This is a genomic window from Candidatus Accumulibacter contiguus (assembly GCF_036625285.1).
Classification (GTDB): Bacteria; Pseudomonadota; Gammaproteobacteria; order Burkholderiales; family Rhodocyclaceae; genus Accumulibacter; species Accumulibacter contiguus.
Genome location: NZ_JAZKUC010000001.1, coordinates 3,183,041 through 3,206,964, shown reverse-complemented (window position 1 = coordinate 3,206,964; position 23,924 = coordinate 3,183,041). Strand labels below are relative to the sequence as shown.

The window sequence follows — 23,924 nt, the reverse complement described above, 5'->3', positions numbered from 1 at the left end:
AGTGGCTGACGCCTCTCGCTCCTCGACTTTCACGGCAATCCGTGGCCTCCCTGCGTCCGGCTGGGACAAGGGCTTCACACCTTCTTCTGGATCAGTTCGATCTTGTAGCCATCGGGATCCTCGACGAAAGCGATCACCGTCGTGCCATGTTTCATCGGGCCGGCTTCACGCACCACCTTGCCAGCACGCGCCTTGATCTGTTCACAGGCGGCGTAGGCGTCGGGAACTTCGATTGCCACATGCCCGAAGCCGTTGCCGATTTCGTACGACGAGGTGTCCCAGTTGTGCGTCAGTTCCAGGACCGCGCCCTCCGATTCCGGCCCGTAACCGACAAATGCCAGCGTGAAACGACCACTCGGGTAATCCTGGCGCCGCAACTCGCGCATCCCGAGGACTTCCGTGTAAAAGGCCAGCGAGCGATCGAGATCGCCGACCCGGAACATCGTATGCAGAATTCTCATGTCTTCTCCTCACCAGTATGGGCAATGCGTCGCGCAGCGCCTGAGTTCTGCGCGTGCGCTCCGGTAGTCGGGGTACAGCTCTGCGACGATCGACCAGAAACGTGCGCCGTGATTCATTTCGCGCAGATGTGCGAGTTCGTGGATCACCACGTAGTCGATCAACGGCGGCGCAAAGTGGATCAGCCGCCAGTTCAGGCGAATGCCGGTACGCCGGCTGCAACTGCCCCAGCGCGTGCGCGCCGCCGATAGCGAGAGCGCGGGCAGGTCGACACCAAGCTGTGGTGCGTAATGAGCGAGCCGTTCGACGAACAACGCCCGCGCTCGTTCACGCAGTGCTTTCTCGAGCAGCCGCGGCGCCTCGCTCGGCGAACGCAGGCACAGAGTCAGTGCCTGCCCGGCAGTCTGCAGGTTCCAGACGATGCGATTGGCGCCGAGCGCCAGGCGGATGCTGATCAAGCTCCCGAGCATTGGCAGTTGCATGCCATCGACGATGCCGTGCGACGTTTCGCCGGCCGGCGGCTGCTCAGGCGGCCACGGCATCGGCAGGCACTCTGTAGCGATGCGGCGACAGACGCCGCATTTCGGCCTCGATCCAGGCAGACGCCAGGGCGTTGATTTTCACTGCCGTCTTGCCGACAGGATCGATCGCTGGACCGATACTGATGGTGATCAAGCCGGGGGAAATGGCAAAGCTGCTTTTTTTCCAGATTTCGCCGGCGTTGTGTGCCACGGGAACGACCTTGGCCGAGCTGCGAACGGCGAGATGCGCACCACCGGGTTTGTAACGTTCCGTTTCTCCGGGGGCAACGCGCGTTCCTTCGGGGAAGATCACCACCCAGTAGCCGGCCGCGAGGCGTTCACGTCCCTGATCGAAGATCTGCTTGAGTGCATCCTTGGCTGCTGCCCGATCGATCGAGATCATCTTCATCGCCGCCAGTCCCCAGCCAAAGAAGGGTACTCGCAACAGTTCCTTCTTGAGCACGAAGACCAGCGGTGGAAAGACCTCCTGCAGGCCGACCGTTTCCCAGGCCGACTGATGTTTGGCGAGCACCACCGAAGGTTCGGCCGGGATGTTCTCGCGGCCGAGCACGCAGTAGCGGATACCGAGCACGTAGCGGCAGAGGGCCATGAAACCCTTTCGCCAGATCGCGATGATGCGGTAACGCGCCGACATGGGAAAAAATACCGCCAGCGAAACGAGCACCCCAAAGGGAATCGTCAACAGACTGAGCAGCAGGAGGAACAGCACTGTGCGAAAGGCCGCCATCACGAAATCAGGAGGTGGTTGGCTGCTGCGGCGAGATCAGGGAAGATCAGCGTACCTTCCGGAAGACCGCCTTCCGCGTGTGTCTGTGTTCCTTTGCCGGTCATCACCAGCAACGGTTTCGCCCCCACCGCGACGGCGGCCTGCAGGTCGCGCAGTGAATCGCCGATCGCCGGTACGCCCTCCAGACCGACGTTGAAGCATTTGGAAATCCGTTCGAACATGCCGGTTCTTGGTTTCCGGCAATTGCAGCCGGCATCGATCGGGTGCGGACAATAGAAAATCGCGTCGATGCGTCCGCCGGCAGCGTGTACGGCGCGGTGCATCTTGTCGTGGATGGCATTCAGCGTATCCATGTCGAACAGGCCGCGCCCAATGCCGGACTGGTTGGTCGCCACCACCACGCGGTAGCCGGCCTGATTGAATCTGGCAATGGCCTCGATGCTGCCAGGGATGGGACGCCATTCCGCCGGCGACTTGATGAACTGCTTCGAGTCGTAGTTGATGACGCCATCGCGGTCGAGAATCACGAGCTTCATACGGCCAGCTTGGAGATGTCGGCGACGGCATTGAGCTGGTCGAAAAGCGCTCTCAGGAGGCCCAGACGGTTGTTGCGCAGCAGCGGTTCGTGTACGTTCACCATCACTTCGTCGAAAAAGCGGTCGACTTCGCTGTGCACCGAGGCGAGGACCTTGAGCGCATCCGTATAGTCTTCGTTGGCGACATGCGACCTGAGCAGTGGCGCGATCAACAGCACACGCTCGAACAGGGCCTTCTCGGCGTCTTCCTCAAGCAAGGCGATGTCCGGCTCGGGCAGGCTTTGCTCGGCTTTCTTCAGGATGTTGCCGATGCGCTTGTTGGCAGCCGCCAGCGCCAGCGACTCGGGGAGGAGCAGGAACTCGCGCACCGCCGCCAGCTTGGCGGGCACCAGATCAATGCGCGTCGGTCTTTGCGCCAGCACCGCTTCGATGACGTCGGGCGCATGCCCGGCGTCCTTGAGCATGCCGCGCAGACGGTCATGGAGGAAGGCGAGCAAAGGTTCATCGACGGCGGCGAGCGGGATTCCCTGTTTGACCAGCTCCGCCTTTGAGTCCTTGATCAGTTCACCGAGGTCGAGCGGCAGCGGCGTCTCCATCAGGATGCGCAGTACCCCGAGGGCGGCGCGCCGCAGGCCGAAGGGGTCCTTGTCGCCGGTCGGTAGCTGCCCGATACCGAAGAAGCCGACCAGCGAATCGATCTTGTCGGCCAGCGCGGCGGCACAGGCAATGTTGCCTGCGGGCAGCGCGTCGCCGGCAAAGCGCGGTCGGTAATGCTGTTCGATGGCGTCGGCAACCACCGCCAGACCCCCTTCGTGCAGCAGGTAATAGCGGCCCATGATTCCCTGCAGTTCCGGGAATTCGCCAACCATGTCGGTCAACAGATCGATCTTGGCGAACAGCGCAGCCCGTTCGGCGAGATTGGCTTCGGCGCCGAGTCTTTCGGCAATGCTGCGGGCGATGCGCCCCATTCGCTGCGCACGGTCGCCGAGCGAGCCGAGCTTGTGATGATAGACCACCGAGCCCAGCGAGGTGACGCGGGCGGCAAAGCCGTTCTTGCGGTCCTGGTCGTAGAAGAAGCGGGCGTCCGAGAGGCGGGGGCGGACGACGCGCTCGTTGCCCCGGATGATGTTGGCCGGGTCACTGACCTGCATGTTGGAGACGATCAGGAATTTGTTGAGCAGCCTGCCTTTGCCATCGAGTAGCGGGAAGTATTTCTGGTTTTGCTGCATCGTCAGGATCAGACATTCCTGTGGCACTTCGAGGTATTCGGCTTCGAACTCGCCGACATAAACCACCGGCCACTCGACCAGCGACGTCACTTCGTCGAGCAGACCATCGGCCGGATGGATGCGGGCAGCTAGCTTGCCGGCGGCGGCGTCGAGCTGCGCGGCGATGCTTGCACGCCGCTCTGCAAATGACACGACGACCTTGCCCGCAGCCAGTCTGGCCACATACTCGTCAGGATGGTCGATGACGATCTCGCCGCTCGACAGGAAGCGGTGACCCCGTGTCGTCCGGCCACTGTGCAGCCCGAGGACTTCACCGGCAAGGACGCGCTTGCCGTGCAGGAGAATCAGTCCATGCACGGGGCGGACGAACTGGTGTTCGGAATCTCCCCAGCGCATCAGCTTCGGGATTGGCAGTTTCCGGAGCGACTGGGCAACGATGTCGGCCAGGTGCAGAGCGAGTTCCTCGCCCTTTTTCTCGCGCCGGGCAACGAAGTATTCGCCCTTGCTGTCAGTCGTCGTCGCGAGTTGGTCGAAACTCACGCCGGCCGCACGCATGAAGCCTTCGAGTGCCCGGGTCGGTTTGCCTGCGGCGTCCAGCGCACCGGCAACGCCGGGGCCTTTCTTTTCCAGTATGCGGTCGGGCTGCCGGGCGGCAATCCCGGTGATGGTCAGTGCCAGGCGGCGTGGGGTGGCGTAAGCGGTGCATACGCTGTCCGGGGCAGCGAACTCCTGTGCCTTGAGCGCAGAAAAAACCGCCTCGGCGAAGGCCTCGGACAGCGACTTGAGTGATTTCGGTGGCAGCTCTTCGCTGCGCAGCTCAATCAGGATGGTTTCGTTCATGTCATTGCACCCCAGTGCCAGCGGCCGCCTTGCACATCGGGAAGCCGAGGGCCTGGCGGGAATCATGGTAAGCCTGGGCAACTTCGCGCGCCAGGGCGCGCACGCGGCCGATGTAGGCTGCCCGTTCAGTCACCGAAATGGCGCCGCGCGCATCCAGCAGATTGAAGGTGTGCGAGCACTTCATCACCATTTCGTAGCCCGGAAGTGCCAGGCCGGCAGCGATCAGACGCCGGGCTTCGGATTCGTGCTCGCCGAAATGACGGAACAACATCTCGACATTGGAATGCTCGAAGTTGTACTTCGACTGTTCGACCTCGTTCTGGTGATAGACGTCACCGTAGCTCACCCGATAGCCCGGCCCCTCTGCCCAGACCAGGTCGAAAACGTTTTCTACTCCTTGCAGATACATCGCCAGGCGCTCGATGCCGTAAGTGATCTCGCCGAGGACCGGTTTGCAGGGGAGAGAGCCGACTTCCTGGAAATAAGTGAACTGCGTCACCTCCATGCCGTCGAGCCAGACTTCCCAACCGAGTCCCCAGGCGCCGAGGGTCGGGCTTTCCCAGTCATCCTCGACGAAACGGATGTCATGTTGGGCGGTATCGATCCCGAGCGCACGCAGAGAGTCGAGATATAGCTCCTGGATGTCGTCGGGCGAGGGCTTGAGCACCACCTGATACTGGTAGTAATGCTGCAAGCGATTCGGGTTCTCGCCGTAGCGCCCGTCCTTGGGCCGCCGCGATGGCTGTACATAAGCCGCATTCCACGGCTCGGGGCCAATCGCGCGCAGGAAGGTGGCGGTATGAAAGGTGCCGGCACCGACTTCGATGTCGTAGGGCTGCAGCAGCGCGCAACCCTGCTGGTTCCAGAAATCCTGGAGACGCAGTATTACTTCCTGAAACGTGGGCATGGGAGAACTTCGGATAAAAGCGAAAGCGCGATTTTACTTGGTTTCTCGCTGGACAAGAACCTGCTTCCGCGGCGCCGCCTTGCGACGGCCGAGGAGGCCAATCAGCAAGCAGGCAAAAGCGATCACGGGCCAGTTGCCCCAGCGCACATAGGGCGTGGCACCGGTATGGCCGCGCACTTCGCCGACCAGCGCACCGCGGGTGAAGGGGGGCAGCGACGAGAGGACGCGACCGTCCACGTCGACGATCGCCGTCATGCCGGTGTTGGTGGCGCGCAGCATCATGCGGCCGGTCTCGAGGGCGCGCATGCGGGCGATCTGCAGGTGCTGCGCTGGCGCCAGGGAATCGCCGAACCAGGCGACGTTGGAGATATTGATCAGCAGCGTTGCGGCTGGCAGCGCAGCGATGATCTCCTCGCCAAAGATGTCCTCGTAGCAGATGTTCACCCCGACGCGCTGGCCGGCCAGGCGCAGTGGTGGCTGCCCCGGCGAGCCAGCGGTGAAGTCGGACATCGGGATGTTGGCCATGGCCATGAACCAGGCGAAACCGGGCGGTACGAACTCGCCGAAAGGCACCAGATGAACCTTGCTGTAACGCTGCTGGCCGGACGCACCAAGGCTCAGCGCCGCATTGAAATACTGCTTGCCGTCGGCGACGGCGATTCCCAGCAGCAGGTCGCCGTTCTGGCGCAGTGCAAGGTTTTGCAGCGCCTCGAGATACTCGTTGGGAACCTGGTCGAGGAAAGCAGGCAGGGCGGTTTCGGGCAGCACCGTGAGTTGTGCCGGATGCTCCTGTGCCAGCCGGTAATAGGTGCGCAGCGAATCAACGAACCTCTCGGGACGCCATTTCATTTCCTGCGCCACGTTTCCCTGCAGCAAGGCCACCGACAATGGTTCACCCGCCACCTCTGTCCAGCGGAGGTCACGCAGTTGCTCGCCGGCGACGAGAATCGCTGCGCCGGCGAGCAGCGGCAGCGCCGGGAAGTGGCGCTGCCCGCCGCGCGTACTGCAGGGTTCGGTGGTCAAGCAGCGCCTGCTGACCTCGAAGATCAGTGCTCCGAGCAGCGCTGAAAAAAACGAGACGCCATGGACGCCGAGCAGCGCGGCATAACCGGCGAGCGGACTCGGTGGCGTTTGCGAATAGCCGGCGGCCAGCCAGGGAAAGCCGGTAAACGCCCAGGCACGCAAGCACTCGGCAAGCACCCACAGGCTGGCGAAGAGCAGGCCGCGTCGCCACCAGCCGGCAACGGCGAAGCCAACGAACAGCGCCCCGGCCAGTGCCGGGAAGATCGCCAGAACAAGGCAGAAGAGCACTGTAGCGAGGCCCGCGACGGCTGCCGGCATGCCGCCAAAAACGCTCAGGCTGACATAGACCCACGAGACGCCGGCCAGAAACAGGCCAAGGCCATGGGCGGCGGCGATGCGTGCGCCCCGCCAGGCAGGCCGGTTGCCGCCGCCGTCGATCTCGGTGCAGAGCAGCGCAAAGAGACCGCCGAGGCTCAACCAGTTGACCGGAAACCAGCCGAGCGGTGCAAAGCCGACGACCCCCGTGGCTCCCAGGCAGGCGGCGCCAAAGCTGCGCCAATATCTGGCCTTATTCAGCAGGATCGCCCGCCTCTGGCAAATTCGAAACCACCAGCGTGTAGATGCGGCGGCTGTCGGCACGCAAGACCTGGAAGCAGATGCCGTCGATGACGATCGTTTCGTTGAACTGCGGCACCCGGCCCAGGTGGTGCAGAATCAGCCCGCCGACAGTCTGGCATTTTTCTTCGCTGAAGCGGGTGCCGAAAGCTGCGTCGAAGTCGGCTATCGCAGTATGTGCCTTGACGCGGTACAGACCATTCGGATCGAGTTGAATGTTATCGTCGGACTCGTCAAAGTCGTATTCATCTTCGATTTCCCCGACGATCTGTTCGAGTACGTCCTCGATGGTGATCAGGCCGGCAATCCCGGCGTATTCGTCGATGACGATCGCCATGTGATTGCGTGATACGCGAAATTCCCGCAACAAGACGTCGAGGCGCTTGAATTCGGTGATGAACACTGCCGGACGTACCCAGTCGCGCAGCTTGAAATCGTCTTCGCGCTGCACACGCAGCAGATCCTTGGCCAGCAGGATGCCGATCACATTGTCGCGGCTGCCGTTGATGACCGGAAAGCGCGAGTGGGCGGTGGTGTTGACCTGGCTGATGACTTCCGCAAGCGAATCACTGACATCGACGACCTCCATCAGCGGGCGTGGCACCATGACTTCCCGCACGCTCATTTCCGAAGCGGCAATGGCGCCTTCCGTAATGCTCAGGGCATCAGCGTCGAGGAGCTTGCGCTGGTGCGCAGAATGCAGCAGCTGCATGAGTTGTTCGCGATCTTCCGGCTCGCGCACGAGAAACGAAGAAAGACGTTCCAGGAATCCGGATCTGGGACTGCTAGGGTCCATATCTGCCTTTTGAGGAATGAGGCGTCAGCAGCGATGCGCTGCCTGCGGCTGTTGATGCAGCGTCGCTGACGCTTCACACCTCGTTCCGGTATGGCCTAAGCCGGATCGAGTAGGTGCGACACCAGTCCGTCGGCGAGCTTGGGTTCAAACCAGGTCGACTTGGGCGGCATGACCTGGCCAGCATCGGCAACGGCCATCAGATCGGCCATCGGTGTCGGATACATGGCAAAGGCCACCGCCATTTCGCCGCTGTTCACTCGCCGTTCGAGCTCGGACAGGCCGCGCATGCCGCCGACAAAGTCGATGCGTGTGTCTCGGCGCAGATCGGTGATCCCGAGCAGCGGGCCGAGGATTTGTTCGGCAAGCACCGAGACATCGAGCTGGCGCACCGGGTCGGAGAGCGGCATCCGTCCGGGCCGGATTTCCAGCCGATACCAGCAGTTGCCAAGATACATGCCGCACACGCCGCTGCGCTCCGGCCTGACCGGCGCTGGGGAAAGGCGGACGGTATAGCGCTCGCCAACCGCCACCAGAAATGCTTCCTGGGTCAGACCGTTGAGATCCTTCACCAGCCGATTGTAATCCATGATCAACATTTGCGAAGCCGGAAAGATGACGGAGAGAAAGAACTCGGCACTATCGGATGCATTGCTCTGCTCACGCCGAGCCGCGGCAACCCGCGCGGCAGCCGCCGAGCGATGATGACCGTCGGCAATGTAGAGATTGGGCATGCCGCCAAACACCGCGCTGATTCGTGCAATGCTCGCGGCGTCATCGATGACCCACAGCATATGCCGGATGCCATCGTCTGCGGTCAAATCGGTGACCGGCGGGCTGTCGGTGGCGAGCGCGAGCAGGCGCTCGGCTTCCGCGTTGTCCGGGTGGGCGAGCAGCACCGGGCCGGTCTGCGCATTCAGCGCCTCGATCTGGCGTACCCGGTCATCTTCCTTGTCGGGCCTGGTAAACTCGTGCTTGCGGATGCGGTTACTATCGTAGGCGGCGACCGACGCGGCGGCCACCAGTCCGGTCTGAATGTGCTTGCCCATGAGCAGTCGATAGACGTAATAACAGGCGCCCGGATCACGGCAAAGCACCCCGCCATCGATCATGCGCCGAAAGTTTTCGGCTGACTGGGCATACACTTCTGGCGCATGCGGATCGACCTCTGGCGGCAGGTCGATCTCCGCCCTGGAGACATGCAGAAAGGACAGCGGCTTGCCGATCACGGTCTGCCGGGCCTCTGCGCTGGAGAGGACATCATAGGGTGGCGCAGCGACTGCAGCAGCGTCTGTGCGACGCGGACGCAGGCCGGCGAAGGGTCGAATCAGGCAATGATCAAGGGACACGAGATTTTCCTGTGGGAGTTTGTTTCTGGAGGCGACGGGCATGGCCATGGTGCACGGCACCGTGCCTGGACAGCAGATGGTTCAGATACTCCGGTATAGTGCCTCATAGCGTGCGGCCGAATCGGCCCAGGAGAAATCCTGCGCCATGCCATGCCGTTGCAAATGGTGCCACGTCGCCGGATCGTGGTAGAGTGCGCAGGCATCGCGGAGGCGAGCGGCCAAGGCACGACTGCTGGGTTCGTCAAAGACGAAACCGTTGGCTGTGCCGTCCTTGAGGTTGCCCGGCGTGGCATCCGTGACGGTATCCGCCAGGCCGCCAACCCGCCGCACCAGCGGCAGGGTACCGTAGCGCAGGGCATACAATTGAGTCAGGCCGCAAGGCTCGAAACGTGAAGGGACCAGGAGAACGTCGGCAGCGGCGATGATGCGGTGCGCCAGTGCTTCATCATAGCCGAGATGTACCGATATGGTATGAGGATGAGCCGCGGCCGCGGCCCTGAAGCCGGCCTCGATTTCTGCCTCGCCACTGCCGATGACGACCAGTTGTCCGCCCTCTGCTCGCAGTTCATGCAAGCACGCGAGTACCAGATCCATGCCTTTTTGCGACGTCAGGCGACTGACCACGGCAAACAGGGGCGCTTTCCCCCGGACAGCAAAACCCATTTCAGCTTGCAGCTTGAGCTTGCAAACCTTCTTGCCACGCAGCTTGTCGGCGCTGTAGCCCCTGGGCAGAGCCGGGTCGCTGCTCGGATTCCATACCGTATAATCCACCCCATTGAGAATGCCGGACAGATGCCCGCCACGATCACGCAACAGCCCATCGAGTCCCCAGCCGTGCTTTGGCGTGCAGATCTCATGGGCATAGGTCGGGCTGACCGTGTTCACGCGCTTGGCATGCACGAGCGCCGACTTCATGAACGACAAGTGTCCGTAGAATTCGAGTGCGCTTTGATCCGCACCGGTAATCAGCAGCCCGAGGTCCGTATGGTGGTCGAGAGGAAACAGACCACGGAAAGCGAGATTGTGAATCGTGAACACGGTTGCGGTATTCAGCGACGGGTTCTGCGCGATATAGGCCGGCGCCAGTCCCGCGTGCCAGTCGTGCGCATGCACCACCTCCGGTTGCCAGGATTCATCCAGCTCGCCGGCAGCCAGATGCGCTGCAATCCAGCCCAGGAGGGCATAGCGCCGATGATTGTCGTTCCAGTCGCGACCGTCCGGGCCAAGATACGGATCGCCGTCACGCCGGTACAGGAAGGGCGCATCGATGACATAGGCCAGCAAGCCGCTGTCCGGGAGACGACCCAGTCGCAGCGTGATGACCGCCGCGCCGAAGGCCGGCCCGAGGCGGATCAGTGGCTTCAGGTCGGTGACGCCGTTGAGAATGGCCGGCATTCCGGGCAGCAGCACGCGGACATCGAGGCCACGTGCTGCAAGCGCGACGGGCAAGGCGGCGACGACGTCAGCAAGGCCGCCGGTCTTGACCAGCGGATAGATTTCGGCGGCAACGTGCAGGATGCGCAAGAGATGCTTCTATTTCCGTATCAGGTGAGCTGTGCGAGCATTTTCCGGGTGATCAGCGTGATCCCGTTCTCGGTACGGCGGAAGCGGCGCGCATCTTCTTCCGGGTTTTCACCGACCACCATGTTCGGTGGGATATCGCAGTCGCTGTCCACGACGCAGTGGCTGAGGCGGGCTCTGCTGCCGATCGTCGAATCGGGGAGGATAACCGATAGATTGACCCGTGAATAGGAATGGACACGGCAACCGGAGAACAGCAGCGAGCGGTTGACTTCTCCGGAAACGATACAGCCGCTGGAAACCGAGGATTCGATGGCATTACCGCGCCGGTCGAGATGGTTGTGCACGAACTTGGCGGGCGGGAGTTGTTGTTGATACGTCCACACCGGCCAGTTGCGGTCATACAGGTTCAGCGCTGGTACCGTCGCGGTCAGATCGATGTTGGCATCCCAGTAGGAATCAATCGTTCCGGCGTCACGCCAATAATGCTCTCTGAACTGCTCGTCCGGGGCCACGATGCAACTGCGCGAGAAGGAGTGTGCTGCGGCCACGCGATTTCGCACGGCATGTGGAATGATGTTCTTGCCGAAATCATGGTCGGATGCCGGGTCGTCGATGTCGCGCGCCAGTTCGGCATACAGGTATTTGGCGTTGAACACGTAAACCCCCATGCTGCACAAGGACATATTGGGTTTGCCCGGCATCGCCGGTGGGTCGGCAGGCTTCTCGATAAAGTCGGTGATCAGACCATTTTCATCGACGGCCATGACCCCGAAGCCGCTGGCTTCCTGACGCGGTACCTCGATGCAGGCAACCGTACATTCGGCACCGCTCTCGACATGGTCAACCAGCATCACCGCGTAATTCATCTTGTAAACGTGGTCGCCGGCCAGAATCACGACGAATTCGGGCTTTGGCGTATAGGTCTCGAGGATGTCGATGTTCTGGTACACCGCGTCGGCCGTACCCCGATACCAGGACTCTTCGTCGATTCGCTGCTGCGCCGGAAGCAGGTCGACGAATTCGTTGACTTCCCCATGCAGGAAGTTCCAGCCGCGCTGCAGGTGGCGCAAGAGGCTGTGCGACTTGTACTGAGTGACCACGCCAATGCGTCGAATCTGGGAATTGACGCAGTTCGACAAGGCGAAGTCGATGATCCGGAACTTGCCGCCGAAATGGACCGCCGGTTTGGCGCGGCGATCCGTCAGTTCGTGTAGCCTGCTGCCACGCCCGCCGGCAAGTACCAGGGCAATCGCCTTTCGCGGCAACTGGAAAGTTTTTCTATCCACCATTTTGCTACCCCTTGTGAAATTGATCCATCTCATCTGGCGGCGCTGGTTTTATCCATTCGCCGCTGCCTGACCGATCCTAGCTGATCACATCCGGCGCTGTTCTGCCGGTGATGGAGGCGATCTGTGCCAGTGTATCGGCGAGGCCGACCAGAGGCGCCAGTGCCTTCTGCGTGGGAACTTCGTGTTGGCTGGGGTCGGCAATAAAACGTTCGAGATAGACGCGCAGCGTGGCCCCCTCGGTACCAGTACCCGACAAGCGAAATACCACCCGCGAACCATCGTCGAGCAGGATGCGGATGCCCTGACGCTCCGAACGTGAGCCATCAACCGGATCGGTATAGGCGAAATCATCCGCGGCGGCGATGCGCAGGCCGCAGCACTCCGAGCCCGGCAGTTGCGAGAGACGCGCCCGCAATTCATTCATCAGGCGATCCCCCTGCGCAGTCTCGATGCCTTCGTAATCATGGCGGGAGTACACATTGCGCCCGAAGCGCTGCCAGTGCTCACGCACAATCACGTCGGCAGGCATCTCGCGCACGGCCAGGATGTTGAGCCAGTAGAGCACCGCCCACAGGCCATCCTTCTCGCGAACGTGATTGGAACCGGTGCCGGCGCTCTCTTCACCGCACAGGGTGCACAGGCCGGCATCCAGCAGTGATCCGAAATACTTCCAGCCGGTTGGCGTTTCGTAGCAGGGGATTCCGAGTGCCTCGGCGACGCGGTCGACTGCACAACTCGTCGGCATGGAACGGGCGACACCCGCCAGGCCGCTGGCGTAGGCCGGAACCAGCGCATGGTTGGCCGCGAGAACTGCCAGACTGTCGCTCGGACTGACCACGAAATTGGGACCGACAATCATGTTGCGATCACCATCACCATCCGAAGCTGCGCCAAAGGACAGGCCCGAACTGCTGTCAGCCAGTGCTGCAACCAGATCAGCAGCATAAACCGGGTTGGGATCGGGGTGTCCGCCAGCGAAATCGGGCAGCGGTATGCCGTTGACCACCGTACCGGCGGGTGCACCGAGACGGCCTTCGAGAATCGCCAGCGCATAGGGTCCGGTGACTGCGTGCATGGCGTCGAAACGCATGCGAAAGTCCGGGCGAGCCAGCAGACGGGCAATGCGATCGAAGTCAAACAGGGATTCGAGAAGTTCGGCGTAGTCGGCAACCGGATCGATGATGCTGACGATCATGTCACCGATGCGCGCCTCGCCAATTTTGCTCAGGTCGATATCCGGGGACTCGACGGTGCTATAGGCACTGATTTCCTGCGTGCGCAAATAAACGGCATCAGTAAAGCCTTCGTTGGCTGGTCCGCCATTGCCAAGGTTGTACTTGATGCCGAAATCACCGTCGGGACCGCCCGCATTATGACTGGCTGACAGGATGATGCCGCCAAAAGCCTGCCATTTGCGGATCACGGCACTGGCCGCGGGGGTGGACAAAATTCCGTTGCAGCCGACCAGCACCCGACCAAAACCGGTTGCCGCCGCCATGCGCAGGATGGTCTGGATGGCGACTTCGTTGTAGTAGCGGCCGTCGCCACCAAGGACCAGCGTCTGGCCTTGCTGGCCAGACAAGGTATCGAAGATGGCCTGTACGAAATTCTCGAGATACCGCGCCTGCCGAAATACGGTCACTTTCTTGCGCAGCCCGGATGTCCCCGGCTTCTGACCGGAGAAAGGCGTACTGGGAACGCTGATCACCTGCATAGTCATGTCATGCCTCGTCGCTAATAGGAAAGCCCTGAATTGCTACTGGTAAACCCCGGATTCATGCCAGATGCTGTCGGCTGAACGCCAGTAATCCCTGGGTCGATGCATCGAGTTTTTCGGCCAACAGCGGATTGGCAATCGCCGGCAGGATGCTGCTGGCAACGGCCTTGCCCAGCTCGACGCCCCACTGGTCGAAAGAGTTGAGCCCCCAGATGACACCCTGCACAAATACCTTGTGTTCGTACAGGGCGATCAGCGCGCCCAGCGTTTGCGGATCGAGGCGGGAAAGCAGCAGCGTCGATGATGGCTGATTGCCGGCAAACACCTTGTGCGGCAGAAGGGACGCAAGCTCCGCCTCCGGCATCGTGCCGTTCAATTCGCTACGTGCCTCTTCGGCCGTCTTGCCGAACGCCAGTGCTGCGCTTTGCGCAAAACAGTTGGCGAGCAAGGCCTCCTGATGGCCGGGGAGCGGATAGTCCGAGCGTACGGCGGCAATGAAATCACAGGGTACCAGTCGCCCACCCTGGTGGAGCAGCTGAAAGAAGGCGTGCTGACCATTGTTGCCGAGTTCGCCCCAGACGATGGGATTCGACGCACAGGCAAGTGGCTGCCCATCGCTGCCGATCGACTTGCCGTTGCTTTCCATTTCGAGTTGCTGCAGGAACGACGGGAAATATTTCAGCGACTCGTTGTAGGGCAGCACCGCGTTGCTCGTCGCACCCAGGAAATTGGTATTCCAGATACCGATGAGCGCCATCACCACTGGCAGGTTGCGCTCGTAGGGCGTGCTGCGGAAATGTTCGTCCATACGTTCCGCACCGGCAAGCAGATCGGCAAAAGCATGTGGCCCAATGGCGATCATCAGTGCCAGCCCAACCGCCGACCACAGCGAGAAACGTCCACCCACCCAATCCCAGAGCGGAAATACGGCATCTGCCTTGATCCCGAACTTGACTGCGCGCTCGGGTTTGGCCGTTAGCGCCGCAAAGTGGCGGGATACTGCATTGGCATCACCAAGGTTGGCCACCAGCCAGTCGCGCGCCGTCTGCGCATTGAGCATGGTTTCCTGCGTGGTGAAGGTCTTGCTGGCAACCAGGAACAAGGTCGTGCGCGGGTCGAGCGTTTGCAGGAGCGGTGCCAGTTGAGCCCCATCGAGATTGGAGACGTAATGTACGCCAAGCGCCGGATGCGATATGGAACGTAGAGCGTAATCGAGCATTTTCGGTCCGAGGTCGGAGCCTCCGATGCCGATATTGACCACATGACGAATCGGCATGCCCGTGAAACCAAGCATTTGCCCGGAGCGAATACGGTCGGCAAAAGCAGCCATCCGCTGGCGTGTGGCGAGCACCTCGGGCATGACATCCAGATCAGTGCCGGGGAAGGGGCCAATCGATCGTCGCAAGGCGACATGCAGCACCGATCGATCTTCGCTGGCATTGATTTTTTCACCGCTGAACATGCGGTCTGTCGATTCGTCAAGCCGAGCCTCGCGGGCCAGCCCGACCAGCAGGGCAAGCGTCGTCGAATCCATACGTTGCTTCGAGAAGTCGTAAAGGATTCCGTCGTAGCTTAGCGAGAGAGATGCCACACGGCCAGGATCACTGGCAAAAAGTTGTCTGAGATGCACAGGCGAGAGCGATAGCCGGTGCGCTTCAATAGCCTTCCAGGAGGCTGAGGCGGTGATGTTCATGGTCGATGAAAGCTCATGGATGAGTGGTCAGGCCGTTTGCAAACGGCCCTTGGGGAGGGGTATGTGACGAAATATGACAAGATATGCTGTTCCGGTTATCAGCTTGCCAGAATGCACGGAAGAACGCAAAAAAGAATGAGGGAAAGCCATCTCGAGAGCATTTGTGGAAGGTCTTCGGGTCAGATCCGATCACTGCTGATCATGGCGGCGGCCTGGTTGCCGATACGCCGACCGGGCGGTCGGCGCGTACCCGACAGCGGATGGCGAATCAGATGGTCGGGGCAGCAGACGGAATGCTGCTGGCAAACCTCGCCTTGCGGGCGCGCACGCTGGCGGCGAAAGACTTGTCCTCCTCGGAGATATGGCGTTCAAACCAGTACTCGGCATAGCGCAGGAAGGAATGAACATCGCGCGCACCATTACGCACTTCGTCGAACGCCTTGCGCAGCGACTGCAGATTTTCTCGGTGCACCGCATCGTGATCGAGGAAGTCGACTCCGACTTCCCGGGCAATGCGCTTTTCCGTGGCGAAATGGTGCTCCACATAATTGAGCAGGCTGTCGAACGCAGAGAAGCAGACCGGTTCGCTTCCGAAACACGCCGCCTTGAGCGATTCCACTTGCTGAAAAATCTCTTCATGCTGTGCATCGATTTCCGGGAGATCGATCATCAAAGCCTCCGGCAGCAGACCGGTATATTTGATCTCCATCACAAGGCTCTCCAGGAAAAGGTCAGCTATTCTCTTCGCACAGTATAAAAAAAGAGAGTCAATAATTCCAGTAAAATCAGCTCGTGCTCAAATAACAAGTCTGGCCGCTCTCACCTCGCCGTACCGCTGCGGATCAAGCCGACCACAATGCCTTCGATGGCCAATGTTTGCGCACCCGCATGGACGATGATCGGCGCGAAATCGGGGTTCTCTGCGATCAGTTCGATCGTGTCGCCCTGATGGTGGAAACGCTTGACCGTCACCTCGTCATCCAGCCTGGCCACGACAATCTGGCCATTGCGCGCTTCGCTGCTGCGGTGTACGGCGAGCAGGTCACCATCCAGAATCCCGGCATTGAGCATCGACAGGCCGCGTACGCGCAAGAGAAAATCGGCGCGTGGGCTGAACAGACCGGCATCCAGGGTGTAACGGCGTTGAACGTTTTCCGCGGCCAGTATCGGACTGCCGGCAGCCACGCTGCCGATCAACGGCAGTCCAAGTTGTTCGACCAGCCGAATCCCTCGCGCCGAGCCCGGTTCAAGCAGGATGACGCCTTTCTTGGCAAGCGCCCTGAGGTGTTCTTCCGCCGCATTGTGCGAGGCAAAGCCAAAGGCATGGGCAATCTCGGCGCGCGTCGGCGGTGCGCCAAGCTTCTCCAGCGTATCGCGGATAAAGTCGAGTATCTCCTGTTGGCGCGGGGTGAGCAGCGTAACCTTGGGCATGAACGTGGCCTCCTGTCGTTGAATCTGTACCTCCGTACAGTTTATAACAACAATGCAAGCCGTAGTGATGTACTCCGGGGCTTTGCTCAGGAAGTCTGCTCCTCGCCATTCCTGCCTTTGCCGTCCCGGTCAGAGTAGCGGACTCATCACCTGCACGGCGTTTTCGAGCACTCGGCGCCAGTGTGGGCGCGCGCGCCAGTGTTCCAGCAGCAAGGGTCGTGAGCGCGATTCATAGTGGCGTTGCAGTTCGCGGACTTCCGCCGAGAATTGCTGGTCGTAGGCGATCAGCGAGATTTCGAAGTTGAGTTCGAAGCTGCGCAGGTCGAGGTTGACGGTGCCGAAGATCGTCACCTGTTCATCGATGACCATGCTCTTGGTGTGCAGCAGACCGTCTGTGAAATGCAGGATGATGATGCCGACAGCCAGCAGGTCGTCGTTATAAGCGTCGCTGGCGTAACGCACGAGCAAGGAATCGACCTTCTCCGGAACGATCAGGATGACGCGGACGCCGCGAACCGCCGCCGAGCGAAGGGCGACGAGCAGCGTCTCGCTGGGAACAAAGTAGGGCGTAGTCAGGACGATCTCGCGCCTGGCTGCGTAGATTGCCGTGAGCAGCAGCGCCTCGATGTGGCGGGTCGAAGCCTGCGGCCCGGACGGAAAGATTTGCACCTGGCTATTGCCGGCGAGCGCCAGCGCCGGTGCCTGCGGCGGCGCGAAATCGCCGCCGGACTGCAGGAAGGTCAGCGACAGCGACACCGCTTCGAGTGCCCAGGCGGCCGGGCCCTCGATCCGGACCATGGCATCGACCCATTCGCCGACGCCGGCGTTCTGCTTGAAAAATCGTGGATCGGCGATGTTCATGCTGCCAGTGTAGGCGAGGCAGCGGTCGATGACGGCAATCTTGCGGTGATCGCGCAGGTCGAGACGGACGAACAGCATACGCAGGGGATTGACCGGCAGGACTTCGACGATCTCGACACCGGCAGCGCGCAGTCGTTCGATCGCTGCACTGCGGAAAAAGGAACGGCTACCTAGCGAATCCATCAGCGCGCGACAGTAAACGCCGCGGCCTGCGGCATGAACCAGGGAGTTCACGAGGTCATCGACGAAGCCGCCGGCGCTCCAGATGTAGAACTCCAGGTGCACCGTACTGTGGGCAGCGTCGATGTCGGCAATCAGCATGCGCATGATCGACTCGCTGTCGACGAGCAGTTGCAGGCGATGGCCGCCCATCAGCGGCAGGCCGGCGAGACCGGTTGCAAGCCGGCTGATACTCTCCGCTCCGCTGGAGAGGGTGGCTGGAGCAACCACGTCTTTCGCCGGAATGCGCCCGGCCCAGCGCAGAATCTGCGGTTGCAGGGTGATCGCCCTTTGCATCCAGGTTCTGCCGAGACGGCGTTCGCCGATCAGCAGATACGCCAGGGCACCAATGGCCGGCACGAGAATGACCAGCAGCAGCCACGCCAATGCCGTGCCGTGCGAGCTTCGCCGCGAAAAGATGCGCAGCGAAACCGCCAGCGCCAGTGCCAGATAGACGAAAGAGAGAAGACTGAACACCATGCAGAGGAGTATGAGACTGTTGCCGGGCACGGGTCAATGCGCGTTCCCCCCACGATTGCTTAGCCCTTGCAGGCGCGCGCGTCGCCAACTGTCGAAAATTCTTACAGTTCATCGTCTTCGCTGCCGCGTCATGGTGACAAGTGGTTGATTCGATTTGCTTGTCATGGTTCGGCGTGATTCTTGCTTGGTGAACAGGGCTCGCGGGATTTGCCACTGCCACGCGCTATCCTGCAGCAGAAAATAACCATCATATATGGTCAAATCATGAATCTCGTGAACAAACAGTACCTTCTGGCCTCCCGTCCGACCGGGGAGCCCAGCGTCGATAACTTCAGGCTGGTCGAAACACCGATTCCTGCCCTCGTCGATGGTCAGGTGCTGGTGCGCAACCATTACCTGAGCCTCGACCCCTATATGCGCGGCCGCATGAATGAGGGCAGGAGTTACGCCGAGCCGCAGCCGCTGAACCAGGTGATGGTTGGCGGCACGGTCGGTGAAGTCGTCGATTCGCGCAGTCCGCAGTTCCAGGTCGGTGACCAGGTCGTCGGCATGGGCGGCTGGCAGCAGTACCTGCTGGTCGATGCCAATCAGCGCGGTGTGCTGCAGAAGGTGGACAGCTCGCAGATCCCGCTCTCGGCCTACCTCGGCGCGGTCGGCATGCCGGGCGTCACCGCCTGGTACGGGCTGCTGAAGGTGATCGCTCCGCAGGCGGGCGAGACAGTGGTGGTATCGGCGGCGAGCGGCGCGGTCGGCAGTGTCGTCGGCCAACTCGCCAGGCTGCGTGGCTGCCGCGTCGTCGGCATCGCCGGCGGCACCGAGAAGTGCCGCGCGGTGGTCGAGGATTACGGCTTCGACGCCTGCATCGACTACCGCCAGCATCCGGAGCCGCAGTCACTCGCAGCGGCGCTTCAGGCGGCGTGTCCGAACGGCATCGACGGTGATTTCGAGAACGTCGGCGGCACCATCCTCGACGCGGTGATGCTGAACTGCAACGCCTTCGCCCGCATCGCCGTGTGCGGCATGATTTCCGGTTACAACGGCGAGCCGATCCCGATGCGTGCGCCGCAACTGATCCTGGTGAACCGGATGAAGATCGAGGGATTCATCGTCAGCGAGCACCTGCCGCTCTGGCCCGAGGCGCTCAAGGAACTCGGCACGCTGGTGGCGAGCGGCCAGCTCAAGTACCGCGAAAGCGTCGCGCAGGGCATCGAGAGTGCGCCAGCGGCTTTTCTCGGTCTGCTCAAGGGCCGCAACTTCGGCAAGCAGCTGGTCCGCCTGATCTGAGCGCGAGGCTTGCCGCGCCTGTCGATCCCTGACTACAGACGCTTCGCTGACGCGACTTTCACATTCAGGACGTGGAGAATTCGATGAGTCGAGGCACGCACGCGGTGTTCAACCAGAGCACCCCCTTTGTGGATATCAACCTGTTTACCGCGAACCGCGCTCTCGCCGACGCGCTCCGCTTCAACCATGCCGGCTTCGACGCCGCGCGCTTTGCGAAACTTGGCGCCGAGATGGGGTCGGCCGAGATGCAGCGGCATGCGCGGCTGGCCAACGCCTTTGCTCCGCAACTGAGAAGCCATGACCGCTATGGTCATCGCGTAGACCAGGTGGAATTTCATCCGAGCTATCATGCCCTGCTGGCGGCGGCGCTGCGCCATCGCCTGCACGGTGCGCCGTGGTCGGCGGCTGCCGGGGCGCATGTCGAGCGCGCCGCGGCCTTCATGCTGTTCACCGAATGCGAGCCGTCGGTACTCTGCCCGGTGTCGATGAGCTATGCGGTCACACCAGCACTGCGCGCCAATGCTGCGATTTATGCCGAGTGGGCTGCGGGACTGGCCAGCGATCGCTACGACCAGCGCTTCCTGCCCTTCCAGGAGAAGACCGGCCTGACCATGGGCATGGGCATGACCGAGAAGCAGGGCGGTTCGGACGTGCGTGCCAACACCAGCCGGGCCGACTTCGACGGCGAAGACGCCTGGGGACGCCGCTACCGCATCACCGGCCACAAATGGTTCTTCTCGGCGCCAATGTGCGATGCTTTCCTGGTGCTGGCGCAGACCCCCGCTGGCCTGTCCTGTCTGTTCCTGCCGCGCATCCTGCCCGACGGCACGGTCAACGCGCTCGCCATCCAGCGCTTGAAGCACAAGGTCGGCAACCATGCCAACGCCAGTTCTGAGGTCGAGTTCGATGCGGCCTGCGCCTGGCTGGTCGGCGACGAGGGCCGTGGCGTACCGCAAATCCTGGCCATGGGTGCGCTCACCCGGCTCGATTGCGCGCTTGGTACCGCTGGCCTGATGCGGCATGCCTTGTCGCTGGCCCTGCACCATACCGGGCAGCGCCAGGCTTTCGGCAGGCGCCTTGCCGAACAGCCGATGATGAAGAATGTGCTCGCCGACCTGGCGCTCGAGAGCGAGGCCGCGACCGCTCTGGCGCTGCGTCTGGCGCGCGCGGTGGACCGTAGCGAGAACGGACAGGATGCCAGCGGGCACGAAGCACGGCTCCGCCGTCTGCTGACGCCGATCGCCAAGTTCTGGATCTGCAAGCGCGGCAGCCACTTCGCACAGGAGGCGATGGAATGCCTGGGTGGCAACGGTTATGTCGAGGAGCAGGGCGAGGGCGTGATGGCACGCATCTACCGCGAGATGCCGCTCAATTCGATCTGGGAAGGTGCCGGCAACATCATGGCGCTGGACCTGCTGCGTGCTTTGCGTGCACCGGAAATGGCCGGCGCCCTGGAACACGAGGTTGCGCCGGCACGGCACGCGCACGCGGTCCTGGACCGGAGCCTGGCGGCCACCTTGCGGGCCATCGACGGTCTCACCGAAGAAGCCCAGGCCCGTCGCCTGGCGCGCGATCTGGCATTGCTGCTGCAGGCAGCGCTGCTGCGCCAGCATGCCAGCGATGCGGTCTTCGATGCTTTCTGTGCATCGCGCTTCGAGGCCGCCGCCGACGTTTTCGGCCTGCTGCCGGCTGGCACCGATGTCGACGCCATCATTACGCGGGCGAATCCCGCGCAGATGGTCTGAGCTGCATGACAGGCGCTCAGGGCGTCCCGAGAAACAGGTAGAGATTGGAATAGCCGCCACTCGATCCCGAAGTCGAGTAACCGTAACCCAGGTAGACCGGGCCGAGTGGCGTTTCTCCCCCAAGGTAGATGGCGGTCGAGTTGATCCAGCCCTTGAGATTGGTTTCGGTGTAGGGCGTGCCGACCTTGGCCGCTTCGAAAGCAAGCCCCAGGCGCATGTCGCCGCGCAGGCCGAGCGGCAGGCGGCCGATGATCCTTTCGGCACGCAGATTGCCATAACTGATGTCATCGCCCTTCAACTGGCCAACGGCGAAAGCGGTCATGTTCAGCATGCCGCCGAGTTTGCCGGGATCGTAAATGGGCAACTGCCCGACGGGTGAGCCCTGATACGACAGCCGACTACTCAATACCCAGTCGCCAAAACTGTGAAAAGCGCTGGCACCGGCATCGAGTTTGCTGAAGTGGTTCGCCGGTGAGTCGAAATACTCGATCGTGGAACGCCAACCGCTGGTCGGGAAATAGAGGCGATCGGTCTGGTCGAGGTCGATCCGGCCAAACCAGCCGCCATACCGCTTCGATGCATTCGGCAGCAGCGGCGAACCGGTATCGAGCCTGGGATTCCACCATTTTTCCTCCCAGCCAAGGCGGGCCTGGCCGATCGCACCGAGGTTGATTCCCCCGCCGAGTTTGGCGCTGCCCTGGAGAAGCCGGTATTCGGCGAGCTTCTGATCGTCCTGATAGATGCCGTTCAATTTGCTGCCATAGCGCAGGTTGGTTTCGACGAAGTAGCGCTGGCGCTCATCGACCGGTTGGTAATAGTCGATCCCGATGCCGTTGTTCGAACCGATCTCGCCAAAGGTCAGCAGTTCTCCGCCCAGTGAGTTGAGCCAGGTCTTGTGGTAGGCAAGGCGCAGGTTGTAGGTCGAATCGGCCTTGAAGTTGGTGTCGAGGTTGACGCCGTAGCGGAGGTAATCGGGTCCCCAACTCTTCTCGAGCGGCGTCACGCGCAGGATGTTGCGGTCGCGCTCGGTGAGCATTTGGTAATCGACATGCTCGTAATAGCCATCGCCATAGGTCCGCAGCAGCTCGGCATTGATTCTGGTCGGGTCGACTGGATCCCCCGGCTTGAGATCGATATGCTGTTCCACCATCACCGGGTTGACCCGTTTGAGTCCGGCGATCTGGATTTCATGAACCTTCGGTGCTTCGCGTCGGGCCATCTGGAACTTCCCGGCCCAGGCGGCATAAGCGGCTTCGCTGACGGCCAGCGGGCGCAGGCGCTCAGCGACTGCTTCGGTCGCCGCCACGCCGCGATCGGCGGTTTCCGAGGTACGTTTGAAGTCCCCCGCGCTGACCCCTTCCAGGTCGGGTTTGATGTAAATGTCGGTTGGTTTGAGCGTGGCTAGCGAGCGGGTGACGTTCTGCTCGGTCAGGATATTCACCATCTGCGCCGCGACGCTCAGCAGCCCGCTGATCTCGTCGGCCTTCAGCAGCGGCGAGCCAACATTGACGGCAATCACGATGTCGGCCTGGCAACGCGTACGCGCTTCGTCGATCGGTACGTTGTCCACCAGGCCGCCGTCGACCAGTTTTTTGCCCTCGGCTTCGACCGGCGACATCAGGCCGGGAACCGACATGCTGGCGCGCATCGCGGTGGTCAGGCTGCCGCTGCGAAAGACCACCCGTTCACCATGCACGATGTCGGTGGCGATGATCGAGAGCGGCAGCGGCAGTGCCGCGATTTCCCGTTCCCCTTGATAATCACCCACCAACTGGTTGAAGAACAGTTTGATCTTCTGCCCGGTCACTACGCCAGTCTGATACTTCAGTCCATCCGCACCGACGCCGGTTTCCGAAGCCGGCAGGAAATGCTTTTCCAGGGCCTTCTTGCGATAATTTCGCTGCGAGTACGGCGGGTCGTCCTGGAACAGGTCATCCCAGTCGGCTTTTGCCAGTTCCTGACGCATGATCGCCGGAGTGAGTCCGGCGGCGTAGGCTCCGGCCACCAGCCCGCCCATGCTGGTGCCGGCGACGCAGTCCACCGGCACGCGCATTTTTTCGAGCACTTCGAGGACGCCGATATGCGCCGCGCCGCGCGCGCCACCACCGCCGAGAACCAGGCCGACACGCGGTTGTCGGGCGGGGGGTTGGTCGTTGGCGCTGGCCATGGCGCTGGCGGCGAGCAGCGCGAGCAGCAGGTGCCGGCAGGGAATTCCGTTCATGGTCGCTCCGTACCCCAGATTGGCAAGCTGCTGCCCGCCTACGATCCGGTCGTCAGCGAAGGCGTCGAGCTGAGAATGGTCAGCACCGCCTGCGCGTGTTCCGCGGCATCACGGCCGATGCTCGTCAGATAACCGCCGTCGACCAGCGTCAGCAGCCCCTTGGCATGCAGCCGCCGCGTCGCCGCGATGATCGCCGGGTCGGCGGTCTTGTGAATCTTGATTCCCTGCTGGGTGCTGCCGAGATCGAAAAAGACCAGGGTGTTGAGTTCATCGACCAGATCGGGTGTAAAAGGCATGGTAATTCCTCGTTGGTCGCAACCAGTGGTGACCGTGAGGCGCAATTCTAACCCGGCTTGCCCTTGTGGCTCTCGGGAAGTGCATGAGCTGGGTGTGATGCAAAGGGATGCGCCAGTGTCGTGGCTTGGGCTGAGCCTGCGAAG

Annotated in this window: 20 protein-coding genes; 2 read left to right on the top strand and 18 right to left on the bottom strand. The window is 61.9% G+C overall.

Going from position 1 to position 23,924, the window contains the following annotated elements; translation table 11 throughout:
- Positions 1-74 precede the first annotated feature (74 nt).
- The 16 genes from gloA to cls all read right to left on the bottom strand — a co-directional run bounded on the left by gloA (position 75) and on the right by cls (position 18,234).
- Positions 75-461 (bottom strand): lactoylglutathione lyase, encoded by a 387-nt coding sequence (gene gloA / locus V5B59_RS15400; protein ID WP_169069942.1) that lies wholly within the window; start codon positions 459-461, stop codon positions 75-77.
- A 9-nt stretch (positions 462-470) separates the two neighbouring features.
- Positions 471-1,001, bottom strand: a complete 531-nt coding sequence (locus V5B59_RS15395; protein WP_169069943.1) for a M48 family metallopeptidase — start codon at positions 999-1,001, stop codon at positions 471-473.
- The gene (locus tag V5B59_RS15390; protein WP_034917166.1) at positions 985-1,728 is read right to left on the bottom strand and encodes a lysophospholipid acyltransferase family protein; all 744 of its coding nucleotides are present in this window, start codon (positions 1,726-1,728) and stop codon (positions 985-987) included. The genes V5B59_RS15395 and V5B59_RS15390 overlap by 17 nt, the downstream gene beginning before the upstream one ends.
- Positions 1,728-2,264: a D-glycero-beta-D-manno-heptose 1,7-bisphosphate 7-phosphatase gene (gene gmhB, locus V5B59_RS15385; RefSeq protein ID WP_169069944.1), complete on the bottom strand. Its 537-nt coding sequence runs from the start codon at positions 2,262-2,264 to the stop codon at positions 1,728-1,730. Before gmhB ends, V5B59_RS15390 begins: the two co-directional genes overlap by 1 nt.
- Positions 2,261-4,333 carry a glycine--tRNA ligase subunit beta gene (gene glyS, locus V5B59_RS15380; RefSeq protein ID WP_169069945.1) on the bottom strand — a complete coding sequence of 691 codons (2,073 nt, stop codon included), beginning with the start codon at positions 4,331-4,333 and terminating at the stop codon, positions 2,261-2,263. The genes gmhB and glyS overlap by 4 nt, the downstream gene beginning before the upstream one ends.
- 1 nt (position 4,334) lies before the next feature.
- Positions 4,335-5,240, bottom strand: coding sequence for a glycine--tRNA ligase subunit alpha (gene glyQ, locus V5B59_RS15375; RefSeq protein WP_169069946.1), 906 nt, complete (start codon positions 5,238-5,240; stop codon positions 4,335-4,337).
- A gap of 33 nt (positions 5,241-5,273) precedes the next feature.
- On the bottom strand, positions 5,274-6,902 hold the full coding sequence (gene lnt / locus V5B59_RS15370; RefSeq protein ID WP_288131711.1) for an apolipoprotein N-acyltransferase: 1,629 nt from the start codon (positions 6,900-6,902) through the stop codon (positions 5,274-5,276).
- On the bottom strand, positions 6,832-7,674 hold the full coding sequence (locus tag V5B59_RS15365) for an HlyC/CorC family transporter (RefSeq protein WP_332352016.1): 843 nt from the start codon (positions 7,672-7,674) through the stop codon (positions 6,832-6,834). The genes lnt and V5B59_RS15365 overlap by 71 nt, the downstream gene beginning before the upstream one ends.
- A gap of 95 nt (positions 7,675-7,769) precedes the next feature.
- Positions 7,770-9,020 carry a DUF1015 domain-containing protein gene (locus tag V5B59_RS15360; protein WP_308240086.1) on the bottom strand — a complete coding sequence of 417 codons (1,251 nt, stop codon included), beginning with the start codon at positions 9,018-9,020 and terminating at the stop codon, positions 7,770-7,772.
- Positions 9,021-9,101: 81 nt separating this feature from the next.
- Positions 9,102-10,544 (bottom strand): glycogen synthase GlgA, encoded by a 1,443-nt coding sequence (gene glgA, locus V5B59_RS15355; protein ID WP_169069947.1) that lies wholly within the window; start codon positions 10,542-10,544, stop codon positions 9,102-9,104.
- Positions 10,545-10,564: 20 nt separating this feature from the next.
- Entirely contained in the window at positions 10,565-11,833 is a 1,269-nt protein-coding gene (glgC, locus tag V5B59_RS15350) for a glucose-1-phosphate adenylyltransferase (RefSeq protein ID WP_211203349.1), read from the bottom strand.
- A 76-nt stretch (positions 11,834-11,909) separates the two neighbouring features.
- On the bottom strand, positions 11,910-13,547 hold the full coding sequence (locus V5B59_RS15345) for an alpha-D-glucose phosphate-specific phosphoglucomutase (protein WP_034915675.1): 1,638 nt from the start codon (positions 13,545-13,547) through the stop codon (positions 11,910-11,912).
- Between the two features lie 61 nt (positions 13,548-13,608).
- On the bottom strand, positions 13,609-15,243 hold the full coding sequence (gene pgi / locus V5B59_RS15340) for a glucose-6-phosphate isomerase (protein ID WP_332352015.1): 1,635 nt from the start codon (positions 15,241-15,243) through the stop codon (positions 13,609-13,611).
- Positions 15,244-15,511: 268 nt separating this feature from the next.
- Positions 15,512-15,952 carry a bacteriohemerythrin gene (locus V5B59_RS15335; RefSeq protein ID WP_034915669.1) on the bottom strand — a complete coding sequence of 147 codons (441 nt, stop codon included), beginning with the start codon at positions 15,950-15,952 and terminating at the stop codon, positions 15,512-15,514.
- Positions 15,953-16,062: 110 nt separating this feature from the next.
- Complete coding sequence (gene lexA, locus V5B59_RS15330; RefSeq protein WP_034915668.1) at positions 16,063-16,674, bottom strand: transcriptional repressor LexA; 612 nt, start codon at positions 16,672-16,674, stop codon at positions 16,063-16,065.
- A gap of 129 nt (positions 16,675-16,803) precedes the next feature.
- Complete coding sequence (gene cls, locus V5B59_RS15325; protein ID WP_169069950.1) at positions 16,804-18,234, bottom strand: cardiolipin synthase; 1,431 nt, start codon at positions 18,232-18,234, stop codon at positions 16,804-16,806.
- Between the two features lie 264 nt (positions 18,235-18,498).
- On the opposite strand from cls, the gene V5B59_RS15320 reads away from it, so the two are divergent.
- Both V5B59_RS15320 and V5B59_RS15315 read left to right on the top strand, forming a co-directional pair.
- Positions 18,499-19,518 (top strand): NADP-dependent oxidoreductase, encoded by a 1,020-nt coding sequence (locus tag V5B59_RS15320; RefSeq protein WP_169069951.1) that lies wholly within the window; start codon positions 18,499-18,501, stop codon positions 19,516-19,518.
- A gap of 83 nt (positions 19,519-19,601) precedes the next feature.
- Positions 19,602-21,263 carry an isovaleryl-CoA dehydrogenase gene (locus V5B59_RS15315; RefSeq protein ID WP_169069952.1) on the top strand — a complete coding sequence of 554 codons (1,662 nt, stop codon included), beginning with the start codon at positions 19,602-19,604 and terminating at the stop codon, positions 21,261-21,263.
- 16 nt (positions 21,264-21,279) lie between these two features.
- On the opposite strand, the gene V5B59_RS15310 is transcribed toward V5B59_RS15315, so the two are convergent.
- Both V5B59_RS15310 and V5B59_RS15305 read right to left on the bottom strand, forming a co-directional pair.
- The gene (locus tag V5B59_RS15310) at positions 21,280-23,484 is read right to left on the bottom strand and encodes a patatin-like phospholipase family protein (RefSeq protein WP_169069953.1); all 2,205 of its coding nucleotides are present in this window, start codon (positions 23,482-23,484) and stop codon (positions 21,280-21,282) included.
- Between the two features lie 38 nt (positions 23,485-23,522).
- A complete protein-coding gene (locus tag V5B59_RS15305) occupies positions 23,523-23,780 on the bottom strand; it encodes a TIGR02647 family protein (protein WP_169069954.1) in 258 nt (85 codons plus the stop codon).
- Between the last annotated feature and the right edge of the window lie 144 nt (positions 23,781-23,924).